Source organism: Anaerosporomusa subterranea, from assembly GCF_001611555.1.
Taxonomy (GTDB): Bacteria; Bacillota; Negativicutes; order Sporomusales; family Acetonemataceae; genus Anaerosporomusa; species Anaerosporomusa subterranea.
Genome location: NZ_LSGP01000001.1, coordinates 53,290 through 65,664 on the forward strand (window position 1 = coordinate 53,290; position 12,375 = coordinate 65,664).

Below are 12,375 nucleotides of genomic sequence, written 5' to 3' on the forward strand. Positions count from 1 at the left end.
CCAGTCTCTGCACAAATTATAGTATATGTAGTTGCAAATAGTAAAGGAGTGGGTACCCTCTTAGTGCAAATGATAGATCATTAACAAATGTTACCAAAAATTCTTCTTTTTTCAACAAGCATCGACAAATGCGATATAATTTGCTATTATTAATTTTGATGTAAAAATAGGAGTTTAACAAAATGAAAATAGCGACGCCCTACTACTTAATTGATGAGAAAAAACTATTGCGGAATATGCAAATCATTGAGCAAGTGCGCCTGCTTTCCGGGGCGAAGTCGGTATTAGCGCTGAAGTGCTTTTCTACTTGGTGCGTATTTGACTTGATGAAACAATACATGGATGGCACAACTTCAAGTTCACTGTTTGAAGCGCGCCTGGGTTTTGAGAAATTTGGCAAAGAGACTCATGCGTATTGTGTTGGTTATTCAGAGTCGGACATTCGCGCCGTAGTTGGGTATGCCGACAAAGTCATCTTCAACTCCATTTCCCAACTTGAGCGATATTGCGATCTAGTCAAACCAGCCAAGCTTGGTTTACGCGTCAATCCGGGATTCAGTCACTCCGGTTTTGATCTGGCAGATCCGGCCCGTAAGTATTCGCGGCTGGGAGTGGCGGACAAGCAGATGCTGGCCCAAAAGCTTCCCCAGCTTAGCGGCCTAATGTTTCATTACAATTGTGAGAATGATGATCTGGAAACATTTTCGCAGCAGCTTGACCGAATCGGCGAGTGTTATGGGGATATACTCAGACAGTTAGAGTGGGTAAGTCTGGGCGGCGGATTGTATTTTACCAAAGAAGGTTACCCGGTTGAAGCCTTCAGTAAGAAGCTCGCCGACTTTGCCGCCGAGTTTGGCGTTCAAGTTTATTTAGAACCCGGCGAGAGCGCCATTAGCGGTTGCGCCGAGCTGGTCACCAGCGTGGTTGATGTAGTGCATAACGAAATCGATATTGCTATTGTCGATGCTTCCGTTGAGCCACATATGCTGGATCTACTGATATACCGCCTGTCGGCCAAGATGGAGTCTACTAACTGCGGCGAGCATCAATACATGGTTGCCGGACGCTCCTGTTTGGCGGGAGATGTGTTTGGTAATTTTCAGTTTAAAGATAAGCTCGCAATTGGTGATGAAATTCGGTTTGCCGATGCAGCAGGCTATACGATGGTCAAGAAAAATTGGTTTAATGGACTGCAGATGCCGGCTATCGCTGTGCGCAGACTTGATGGTACGGTTGAGGTCGTCCGTCAATTCACTTACTCAGATTTCCTAAATAACTTATCATAAATGTACCTTAAAGAATGACAAGCCGAGGAGGAAAAAATGAAAAAGAATGTATTAATTATCGGGGCTGGGGGAGTGGGCCATGTTGTTGCCCATAAATGTGCGATGCACAACGATGTGTTGGGTGATATTTGCATCGCTTCGCGTACGCAGAAAAAGTGTGATACCATCATTGAAAGCGTGCTGCGAAAAAACAACTTGAAGGATTCCTCGAAGAAACTCTATTCACGCAGAGTGGATGCGATGGATATCCCCTCATTGATTAATCTCATTAAAGAGACTCAGTCAGAGATTGTGATCAATGTGGGTCAGCCCTATATTAATATGTCTGTCTTGGAGGCTTGCATCGAAACCGGAGCAGTATATATGGATACAGCGATTCATGAAGATCCGGACAAGGTTTGTGAGAATCCGCCCTGGTATGGCAATTACGAATGGAAGCGCAAACAGCGTTGTGAAGAAAACGGGATCACCGCCATTTTAGGTATCGGTTTTGATCCTGGCGTGGTTAATTCCTGGTGCGCCTTGGCGAAAGATGAGTATTTTGACACCATTGATACGATTGATATTTTGGATGTTAACGCCGGTAGCCACGGCAGATATTTTGCCACCAACTTCGATCCAGAGATTAACTTCCGGGAATTTAAAAAGGTGTGGACCTGGAACAATCGGCAATGGATGTTGCAGAAGGTTCATTCCATCCGTGTAGACTATGATTTCCCGGTGGTAGGAACTCAGCCTGTGTACCTAACCGGGCATGATGAGCTGCATTCTTTATCAAAGAATATTGACGCGAATTCAGTTCGTTTTTGGATGGGATTTGGCGATCACTATCTGAATGTGTTTTCCGTTTTGTCGAATATTGGGCTCACCTCAGAAGTACCGGTAAAAATCGCTAATGGTGTGGAAATTGCGCCGATTAAGGTCTTAAAAGCCTTGCTGCCTGATCCGGCCTCGTTGGCGCCTGGATATACCGGTAAAACCTGTATCGGCAATTTCATCAAAGGTACTAAAGATAATCAAGAACGCTCCGTCTTCATCTATAATATCTGTGATCATGCTGAGTGTTACGAGGAACTGGAGTCCCAAGCCATTAGCTATACGGCAGGAGTTCCGCCAGTGGCGGCGGCGATTTTGGTGGCCCGCGGCGATTGGGATGTAAAACAAATGGTCAATGTTGAAGAATTGCCTGCAAGACCTTTCGTCGACTTGCTCGACCAAATGGGCTTGCTGACCGAAATTATTGAATCGCCTGCAAGCTTTACGCCGCCAGTTATTGAATCATTAGAGTCTGTCTGATCGGATGCAAAGACGGGATCTGCTGATTGGCTTAGTTGTTGTTACCGTATGGGGTCTTAACTTTATTGCGATTAAACTGGGTTTGCGAGATATGCCGCCGTTGTTATTGGGAGCACTGCGATTTGTGCTCGCGTGCTTCCCGATTATCTTTTTTCTGCCGCTCCCGCCAATTCCGTGGCGCTCTTTGGTAGCGCTAGGATTATCGCTTAATGTGGGACAGTTTTCTCTGCTGTTTATCGGCATGAAGGTTGGTATGCCAGCAGGCTTGGCCTCGCTTGTCCTTCAATCACAGGCCTTTTTTACTTTATTGATTGCTGTTGCCTGGTTGGGAGAACGTTGGCGCTGGAACCATCTGGCTGGTCTTGTGATCGCCGCCTGTGGCATGACAATTATCGGTGTTCAACAAGGCGGAGAGATGACAATTGTAGGCTTTGGTCTGACACTGGCTGCTGCCGCCAGTTGGAGTGCAGGCAACATCGTTATGCGTCAGATAACGGTTTCCGCGCCTCCTTTTTCAATGTTGTCACTGGTGGTTTGGGCCGGCGCTGTCGCCATCTTGCCTTTATTGCTTTTATCCTGGCTGTTAGAAGGCTATGACGCTTGGCTGGCTGCATATCAGACTCTGAACTGGATTAGCGTGAGTTCGCTTGTTTATATAGCATTTTTTGCCACTCTGGCTGGTTTCGGTCTATGGGGCAAGTTGCTTTCCCGCTATCCCGCCGCTGTGGTTTCGCCGCTATCTTTGCTGGTGCCGATCGTGGGTTTGAGCAGCTCAATTGTTCTGCTGGGAGAGTCGATTTCTCTTTTACAGGGCCTGGGCGCCATACTAGTGATGAGCGGTCTCGCGGTGAATGTTCTGGGAGGAAAACAGGAAGTTGTTTGCTCGCAGAAGTGAGAGTTACGTATACAGAAACCCCTCTGGAGTTTTTAATAGCTTCCAGAGGGGTTTCTGTATATAATAACAAAACTGAAAATTTAAAATATTTAGTTAGGAATGAAGGAGGATTAATTAATGATGGGGAAATACTATAACATCACAATTGAGCGGAGCGTGAATCATGGGAATCGTGAGATATTTTGTAAAGGCAGCGCTGCCGACAATCATTGGAAGTGTCGAGATCTGCTTCCTCGGATGGATTATTCTTAAGATATGGCGGGACGAGTATTCGCTTATTGCCTGCTTGCTAGCCTCTTTTTTATTCGGCAGTTGGATTCTCTTGAGAGCGATCAATGTAGCCTGGGATGCCGTAAATGCGTTGAATGGTCGACCTTGGTGGATTGCTGGAGGAAGGGGAAACAGACGCTTTGGCTTTTTCTAAGACGATCGAATCTTTGGTTTCCAGCATTTTTAAGCCTCGTAGCGCAAGGAACGGAACCTAGTGCCGAAAAAGAAGGCCCTAAGTATGCAAAAGTGTTGCATACTTAGGGCCTCTTACGTATGGTAGCAGTCTAGAAGAAAAGCAATGGAGCGATCAGCAGAGAGATGGTTCCGGCAACTTTGATTAGAGGGTTCATCGCCGGACCGGAGGTGTCTTTGAAGGGGTCTCCGACGGTGTCGCCAATGACAGCCGCCGCATGGGCAGCGGTACCCTTGCCACCAAGCTTGCCTGTTTCGATATATTTTTTTGCATTATCCCAAGCACCGCCTGAATTGGCCATAAATATCGCCAACAGAACTCCTGCGGCGGTGATGCCTGCGAGGAAGCCGGCGAGAGCCTTTGCGCCTAGGATAAAGCCTACCGCGATTGGTGAACCTACAGCATAGAGTCCGGGCACGACCATTTCTTTGATGGCGGCGCGAGTGCTGATGTCGACGCAGCTGGCGTAGTCAGGGCGGCCAGTACCTTCCATGATGCCGGGAATTTCACGGAATTGGCGGCGGACTTCTTCAATCATTTGAAAGGCCGCTTTGCCAACCGCTTCCATGGTAATACCGCAGACAAGGAAAGGAACAGCCGCTCCCAAGAATATACCAATAATAACATTTGGCTCGGTAAGGTTTACGACCAAATGGCCATTTGATAACAAGCCAGTCAAGCTGGGGTTTTTAGCGACTTCTTCAGCGAATGCGGCAAACAGAGCTAAAGCAGTTAATGCCGCAGAACCGATTGCGAAGCCTTTAGCGATAGCGGCAGTGGTGTTTCCTACCGCATCAAGTTTATCTGTTTTTACCCGGACCTCGGGTCCCAGTTCAGCCATTTCCGCAATGCCGCCAGCATTGTCAGCAACCGGTCCGAAGGAGTCGACTGCGACGACCATGGCAGCGGTGCATAGCATACCCATAGCAGCCATAGCAATGCCATAAGTGCCAGCCATTGTATAAGCCAACCATGTTGCCGAGACAAATACGAGCGTAGGGGCTGCGGTACTTTTAAGTCCGGTTGCGATGCCAGTAATAATGTTGGTAGCCGGGCCGGTTCGGGAAGCATCGGCAATTTCACGGGTCGGTAGCTTAGCGTGGGAAGTATAGTGCTCGGTAATCATACCGATAAGAACGTTCACAGCAAGGCCGGAAACGATGGCGACAAAGATGCCAAAGCCTTTCGCGCCAAACAAGTAGTTGGCCAATAGGTAGGCAAATATGCCTGTGATGATGTTGGTTCCCCACAGGCCCATATTCAGAGCCGCCTGTGGATCGCCGTCTTCGGACGTACGCACAATGAAGGTGGAAATAATGGATGCCGCAATGCCAGCGGCCCCGATCAGAAGGGGAAAAAGCACGCCATTGACGCCTAGTAGAGTATTGCCAATTAGCATTGCCGCAATCGCAGTAGCAGCATAGGACTCAAAGAGGTCTGCACCCATGCCTGCAGTGTCACCAACGTTATCGCCGACATTATCTGCAATAACAGCGGGATTCCGGGGATCATCTTCAGGAATTCCGGCTTCGACTTTACCAACAAGGTCAGCTCCGACGTCGGCTGCTTTAGTGAAGATACCGCCTCCTACGCGGGCAAAAAAGGCGATTGCGCTGGCGCCGAAAGCGAAGCTGTTGATGACAACAGGGTCACGGAACAGGATATAAAGCACAGAAACGCCGAGCAACCCAAGACCGGCGACAGACATCCCCATAACCGCTCCCGCCTTGAAGGAAACATTTAGTGCTTTATTCAGGCTGTGGCGAGCCGCTTCGGTGGTGCGCGCATTCGCTTTGGTAGTCGAGGTCATTCCTACATAGCCGGCTATTGCCGAACAGATTGCACCAACAAGAAAGGAGACTGCCAGCTTATACCCGTCTACTGCAAAGAGTATTGCAAAGATAACTACGGTAAAGGGTATGAGCGTTTTGTATTGGCGATTTAAGTACGCCATGGCGCCTTCAAAGATAGCCTGAGAGATTTCCTGCATTCTCGGCGTCCCTTGACTTTCCTTTAATACACTGACCATGAAGTATCCTGCGAATAATAGAGCAACGAGACCGACAAATGGTGCGACGTACAATAACTCCACAAAAAATCCTCCTCTGGTAAAATAAAGTGGTTATATAGAAGGTTAACTGTAATCAAGCAGTTAACATGTACATAATCATACAGGAAGGATTATAATGGTGCAACATATAAATACTATATGATTATACATTAGCGAGATAAGGGGGAGTAATGATGCAAGAAAAAACCGTAATATTAGAAAAATGCAATGGTGTTGCCACTATTACCTTAAACAGACCTGCGACCATGAACTCTTTGAATCGCGAGCTGGTCGATGAATTTACTGCCATTCTACATGAGGTGCAGAGTGATGGTGACGTAAAAGCGGTTGTCCTAACCGGGAATGGGAGAGCGTTTTGCGCCGGCGGTGATCTCAGCTATTTGGCAAGCCTAACTGAGCCTGCCGCCGCTAGAGGCTTTATTGCCGATGCCGGCAACATCGCTGCGATGATTATGAATATGGAAAAGCCGGTTGTGGCAATGGTAAATGGCGTGGCTGCAGGCGCCGGTTTTAATTTAGCGCTGGCGTGTGACATTGTTTATTGCGCAAAAACAGCGCGATTCGGACAAAGCTTTGTCAAGGTTGGACTCGTGCCAGACTGTGGTGGCATGTATTTGCTGCCAAAAGTAGTAGGAATGCATAAGGCAAAGGAATTGATGTTTACAGCCGATCTGATTGATGCCGAGACCGCATTAGACTTGGGTGTTGTCAATCATGTGGTTGACGATGCGTTGCTGCCGGAAACGGTATGTCAGTTTGCTGAAAAACTGGCCAATTCTGCTCCAATAGCCATCGGCTTAATGAAACGGGTGCTGAATCGCAGCAATAACCTTGATTTAGAAACCGTCTTGGAATTTGAGGCTGACGTGCAGGCTCTTTGTATGCAAACCGCCGATCATAAAGAAGGCGTGGCCGCCTTTAAGGAAAAGCGCGTCCCGCAGTTTACAGGCAAGTAAAAAAGTTTAAAGCTAAAGCCCCCCTCTAGAGTTGTGCGAAATGAACAGCACTAGGGGGGCTTTTTAGAACTGCCAGAAAGTGCCCAAAGATAGAAGAAAGGTAACATTTTTCCACAGAGTACACAGAAGTCGCAGAGTGGACCTTTGCGGGTGCCCTCTGAGACCCTGCGTACTCTGCGGTTAGCGCTCGCGTACTTTCCTAAAGACCGCTCAGCGGTTTTTTCTTAACGTACCAGAATTTATAAGTTTTTTGAAGCGGTGAAGCCTTGTGCCGTAAGGCTCGGCAGTTATTTAGTGGCGGCCCTTAGCCAGGCATTAGCCCCGCTCCGACGACACAGGACGTGTCTAGTGTCGAGCGGGCCATGGACGGCCTAAGCGCTCGACCGACGGTACACCTTAACCTCCGCTAAGGCTAATGCCTAGTTAAGGGCAGGTCTTAGATGTTAGTCGTCCATAGTGGCGCTAGTGCCGCTTGTGGCGTTTGTGCTATCGCACCCCGTACTTTCTCAAAAGACCGCTCAGCGGTTTTTTCTTATGTCTAAGTACCACTGATGATGTCGGCAATCGAACATCTTGGTTGATTTTCCCCATACCAACTATACTTGCTGGCATCAGAATTGATTATGAGAGGTATTCTTAACTAATTGTCGAAATTCATCAAATATCGTCATTGGAGGAAAATGTCTTGTCTAGTCCTGACATGTACGTCAATAGTGAACAAAGTAGGGATGAAGCTGCCGCCTTAATTGAGGGGGTAAATTCAGTCCTGCGTTGCGATAATCTTCAGGATGCTGCAAAAGCCCTATTTGAATCTTGCAAAAAGCTAGTAGGCGCTGAATGTGGGTATGTTTCCTTGCTTGATGGTGATCGTAACGAGAGGAACCAAGCACTCTATATTGACCCGGGAATGCAGCGTTGTACTAACGACCCGTCTTTGCCTATGCCAGTACGCGGAATGCATGGAATGGCTTATCAAACTGGGAGACCGCTTATTGACAACGACTTTAGAAATAACGCATCACAAAAGCTACTGCCTGCGGGACATGCTGCTCTTAGCAATGTCCTGTTTGCTCCGCTAAGGGCAGGCGGAGTTCCTATAGGACTGCTAGGACTTGCGAATAAGCCTGGCGGCTTTAACGATAACGATATTCGGCTGGTGACAGCTTTTGGTGACCTGGCGGCTGTGGCGCTGCAGAAGAGCAAGGCAATTGAGGCGTTGGCTGACCGGGAACGAGTATTACGACATCTCATGCAACATGAGGTCATCGAGCGCAGACGGGCGGAAGAGCTGTACCGGATACTGTTCAATGGCGGCAATGACGCCATTTATGTCTACCGTATGAAAGATGGTCAGCCGGAAAAAATGGTTGAAGTGAACGACACAGGTCTACGTAGCCTCGGGTATGCTAGAGAAGAGTTTATCAGTATGCCGATTGGGCGATTTGTATCTAAGGATATAATGGGGTCAAATGCATGGAAGGTATTTTGGCGAAGCATAGCCACAAACGGGCATGCCATGCTGGAATCAATCCATGTTACCAAGGCAGGTCAGGAAATCCCGGTTGAGGTAAATGCCCATGTTCTAGAATACGAGGGGAAGTCCTTGGTTATCTCGATAGCCAGGGATATTACCGCACGGAAAAAGGCGCAGTATGAGCTAAAACGTCAACTTGATTTTGAAAAACTTATCAGGCTGATCTCAGCTCGATTTATTAATGGAGATATAAAGAAGGTAGACGAATATATCATGACTTCTTTGCAGGAAGTCTCGGATTTTCTCGTCGTTGACCGAAGCTTCATTTATCGCATTACCGAGAATAGAGAAGAAGCGGTTTTGTCTCATTCCTGGTCACGCGCAGATAATTTCTTTGATATCCCTAGAACAGTGAATTTACTCAATGGCCCATATGCGGGATGGAAAAGGCGGTTGGAGAAGGGTGACCCCGTCTATATTGATGAGAGTGAAACAACGGAAGAGGATAAAGCGCCCTTAGCTGCGCTCGAGATCAAATCAGGCTTAATCGTGCCGATGGTTTGCGATGGAAAGCTTGTCGGGGTTCTGGGCTATTCGCACGTAGGCGAGGCAAAAGAACGAAATGCTAGGAAAGCGGCTTTATGCCAGATGATTGGCGAGATATTTGCTAGCGCTATGAGACGCAAACTGGAACTAGAGAGGTTGGAGAAAAGCGAGGCGGCGAGCCGGGCGCTACTCCGTTCTGTTCCTGACATATTGCTTCGAGTGAATAAGGAGGGGCGACTGTTAGATTATCAGCTTGCAAAAGGAAAACAGCTTTTCGTTAAGGATAACTTAAAAGAACTGCCGGTTGAGTATTGGTCGCCACTGATGGAAAAGATTCAGGCCGCCATCTCCACTGACGAGGTACAGTGTTTCGAATATGATCTGCAGCTTAATAACAGACTGCCACAAATAGAAGAAGCGAGAGTTGTTGGCATAGATGATTCTGAGGCGCTGATTATGATTCGGGATGTCACAGAGGCAAGGCAGGCGCAGCGAAAGACAGCCGAGGCCGAACTGAAGATGATTAAGGCGCAGAAGTTAGCGACTCTCGGGGTGATGGCGGCAGGGATAGCTCATGAAATTAACCAGCCACTGCACTCGATTAAATTGGCGGCAAGCGGAGTCTTGTATCTGCAGAAGATAGGCGTACAGTCCGGCGTGGATGAACTTATGGAAGAATTTGAGAAAATATCTGACGAAGCAGACCGTATTGCTGATGTGATGTCATCTATCAAGGCACTGTGCAAAAACAACGCGATTTTAGCGCCAACAGATGTCAATGCAGCCATTGAGTCATCCTTAAGTTTGATGGCGCCTAAGCTGCAGGCTGGTAGTATTGCTATTGAAAAGCAACTAAGTCCGGAGTGCCTCAGTATTTTAGGCAGTTTTACACAGCTGGAACAGGTGGTAACAAACCTCATTAAGAACGCAGTGCAAGTCCTTGAGCAAACCGAATCTGCAACAAAGCGGATAGTTGTCACAACCATTGTAAGCAATGGATTAGCAATTGTTGAGATTAGCGACAATGGCAGCGGTATTAATCCGCAAGACCTCGATAGACTGTTTGATCCGTTCTTTTCTACCAAGAGCAATGCGGAGAACATGGGATTAGGCTTGCCAATTGTGCAGGCAATTGTAAGCAGTTGGAGCGGCAAAATCGATGTATTCAACAATGAGTACGGTGGAGCGATTTTTCGGCTAGAGTTCCCCGTTTATGCATGGAAAGGTGAGATCAATGCAAATCTTAGTGGTTGATGACGATAAAGTCAGTCGCTCTACTATTACAAGATTCTTAAGCCGCCTAAACCACTCTACAGTCGAGTGCGCCAACGCTGAGCAAGCTATTAGGGAGATTGCGGAGAAGACCTTCGATTTGGTGGTCTCAGATATAAGAATGCCCCGATTATCTGGTATTGACCTTATGCAGACCATCGCTGCGCTTCCAGGCTGCGGTCAGCTTGATGTGGTGCTTGTTACCGGGCATGGTACGCTGGAGTCAGCGATTGAGGCCATTCGTGCGGGCGCTATGGACTATCTGTTAAAGCCGGTTGACGCGAAGGATTTGGTGCGCATCCTAAAACAGGTGGAAGATAAGCGAAAGTGGCATGGCACGATAAATGCGAAGGACGGAACCGACGTTAGCAAGAATTTGCCTGATACCGTACACTATGATGGTCAGACCATGAAGCTGGGAGTTTTCTCGCAAGAGATGAAGGCTGTTTTAGAGCAAGCAAAGCTTTATCATCTCGATCGTTCGATCCCGGTCTTAATCCAAGGGGAAACCGGTACCGGCAAGGAGATCGTTGCCCGCATCATTCATTCCGGCGGCGATGAGGGAACGCAGCCCTTTATTGACATCAATTGTGCGGCAATTACGCCTAGTTTGTTTGAAAGTGAGATTTTTGGCTATGAAAGCGGATCGTTCACCGGCGGATCGGCTGCAGGGCATAAAGGCAAGTTTGATCTGGCTGAGGGAGGAACGCTGTTTTTAGATGAAGTGGCTGAGATACCGATTGAACTGCAGGGCAAGCTGCTGCGAGTGCTTGAACAGAAAACATTCTACCGAGTCGGTGGTGTAAGAAAGATTCGCACGAATGTGCGAATAATCTGTGCGACAAATATGGATTTAGAAGATGCCATTCACAAGGGGAACTTTCGGCAGGACTTATTCTACCGGCTGAGAGTCGGTCACATTGTTCTTCCGCCGCTTCGCAAGCGGCCTAACGCGATCGTACCGTTAGCGCTGACGTTTCTGCAAGAGTCTGCCAAGATGAGAGGAAAATGCTTCAAACGCATAGACGAAGATGCGGCTAAAATCCTAAGCACCTATGAGTGGCGGGGGAATGTTCGAGAACTAAAAAATATCATCGAATGGGTCGTCTTTATGTTTGATGATGAAGAACTCAAACCGAGCCACCTAACCCGCTTGACGCAGAGACCGGAGAAGATTCCGGCTAAGGCTAATCTTATCCAGACCACTGATGCGGGGTCTGTCTTAGATGACCACATTGAACAATTAGTTCAGCATGCGCTGCATATCAACGATGGCAACAAAGCGGCAGCGGCGCGATACCTCGGAATATCGCGCAGTTCGTTATATAGGATATTGGAACGAGCGGCCAAAGAGTAAGGTGTTTCACTTGAACGCATCATCTTGACACAATGTGTCAAAAAACGACATTGATGTGTGCGGCAGAAATGTCGAAATGTCTAAAATAGATCAACTATTTATTGGTGTATAGTAAATTCTAAAAGGAGTGCCTCAGTTGGCACGCCTTTTGCAAGTATATAGAGAAGTGGGGTCATCCTGAATGGTGAGGAAGGGTCTACTGGTTTCCTAGGTTATCATCGAATATGTTGTGCTAATAAAATCAAGCAAAAGCACGAAGGAGTTATTTGTCGGTTTAACGAATACTATAGTATTCGTTAAACCGACAAAGTTCCTCATAATAGGCATTTACATAAGAAAAGGCTAGCGTTCTTGCTCTAGATACTCCATTAGCCGCACGAGGGAGATGCCAAGCTCTCCGCAGATTTTGCCGATTGTCCGTAAAGACGGACTTTTTAGGCCCCTTTCCAATTGGCTGATGTAAGTGCGGTGAAGTCCAGTATTGAGAGCAAAGTTTTCTTGGCTGATGCCTTTGGCCGTTCTTAATTTTTTTAGTATCAGACCGAATTTTTTGTCTATCATATATCCAATTATATGCCAGGTAACACTATTGTTATACAGACTATAGTATTCAGAAGAAAATAGATGCATTTTCATATGGCAAACTTGTTGAAAGATAAGGACGCAAAGCAATGGGTCTAAGGACGAATTAACGTCTATGATGCCAAGCCGCCAATTAGCATTAGCTAACTGTTTATGAGACTGGCTATTGCCGTCTTA

General features: G+C 47.3%; 9 protein-coding genes and 1 riboswitch. Of the genes, 7 read left to right on the forward strand and 2 right to left on the reverse strand.

The genetic code is table 11. From position 1 onward, the window contains the following. The first annotated feature begins 182 nt into the window (after positions 1-182). The 4 genes from nspC to AXX12_RS19105 all read left to right on the forward strand — a co-directional run bounded on the left by nspC (position 183) and on the right by AXX12_RS19105 (position 3,901). On the forward strand, positions 183-1,286 hold the full coding sequence (gene nspC / locus AXX12_RS00230; RefSeq protein WP_066236596.1) for a carboxynorspermidine decarboxylase: 1,104 nt from the start codon (positions 183-185) through the stop codon (positions 1,284-1,286). A gap of 36 nt (positions 1,287-1,322) precedes the next feature. Next, positions 1,323-2,582: a saccharopine dehydrogenase family protein gene (locus AXX12_RS00235; protein ID WP_066236598.1), complete on the forward strand. Its 1,260-nt coding sequence runs from the start codon at positions 1,323-1,325 to the stop codon at positions 2,580-2,582. A 4-nt stretch (positions 2,583-2,586) separates the two neighbouring features. Continuing rightward, the gene (locus AXX12_RS00240) at positions 2,587-3,477 is read left to right on the forward strand and encodes an EamA family transporter (RefSeq protein WP_066236600.1); all 891 of its coding nucleotides are present in this window, start codon (positions 2,587-2,589) and stop codon (positions 3,475-3,477) included. 163 nt (positions 3,478-3,640) lie between these two features. Continuing rightward, positions 3,641-3,901: a hypothetical protein gene (locus tag AXX12_RS19105; RefSeq protein WP_156478555.1), complete on the forward strand. Its 261-nt coding sequence runs from the start codon at positions 3,641-3,643 to the stop codon at positions 3,899-3,901. 130 nt (positions 3,902-4,031) lie between these two features. On the opposite strand, the gene AXX12_RS00245 is transcribed toward AXX12_RS19105, so the two are convergent. Next, entirely contained in the window at positions 4,032-6,032 is a 2,001-nt protein-coding gene (locus tag AXX12_RS00245) for a sodium-translocating pyrophosphatase (RefSeq protein ID WP_066236602.1), read from the reverse strand. A gap of 149 nt (positions 6,033-6,181) precedes the next feature. Here AXX12_RS00245 and AXX12_RS00250 point away from each other — a divergent pair, with 149 nt between their 5' ends. From AXX12_RS00250 to AXX12_RS00260, 3 genes are all read left to right on the forward strand, one after another. Next, positions 6,182-6,967: an enoyl-CoA hydratase/isomerase family protein gene (locus tag AXX12_RS00250; protein ID WP_066236604.1), complete on the forward strand. Its 786-nt coding sequence runs from the start codon at positions 6,182-6,184 to the stop codon at positions 6,965-6,967. Between the two features lie 685 nt (positions 6,968-7,652). Further along, on the forward strand, positions 7,653-10,241 hold the full coding sequence (locus AXX12_RS00255; RefSeq protein ID WP_066236606.1) for a GAF domain-containing protein: 2,589 nt from the start codon (positions 7,653-7,655) through the stop codon (positions 10,239-10,241). Continuing rightward, the gene (locus AXX12_RS00260) at positions 10,222-11,616 is read left to right on the forward strand and encodes a sigma-54-dependent transcriptional regulator (RefSeq protein WP_066236608.1); all 1,395 of its coding nucleotides are present in this window, start codon (positions 10,222-10,224) and stop codon (positions 11,614-11,616) included. Before AXX12_RS00255 ends, AXX12_RS00260 begins: the two co-directional genes overlap by 20 nt. A gap of 342 nt (positions 11,617-11,958) precedes the next feature. Here AXX12_RS00260 and AXX12_RS20075 read toward each other — a convergent pair whose 3' ends face one another. After that, on the reverse strand, positions 11,959-12,177 hold the full coding sequence (locus tag AXX12_RS20075; RefSeq protein ID WP_066237240.1) for a helix-turn-helix domain-containing protein: 219 nt from the start codon (positions 12,175-12,177) through the stop codon (positions 11,959-11,961). Between the two features lie 67 nt (positions 12,178-12,244). Next, positions 12,245-12,332: riboswitch (cyclic di-GMP riboswitch) on the forward strand. The last annotated feature ends 43 nt before the right edge of the window (positions 12,333-12,375 follow it).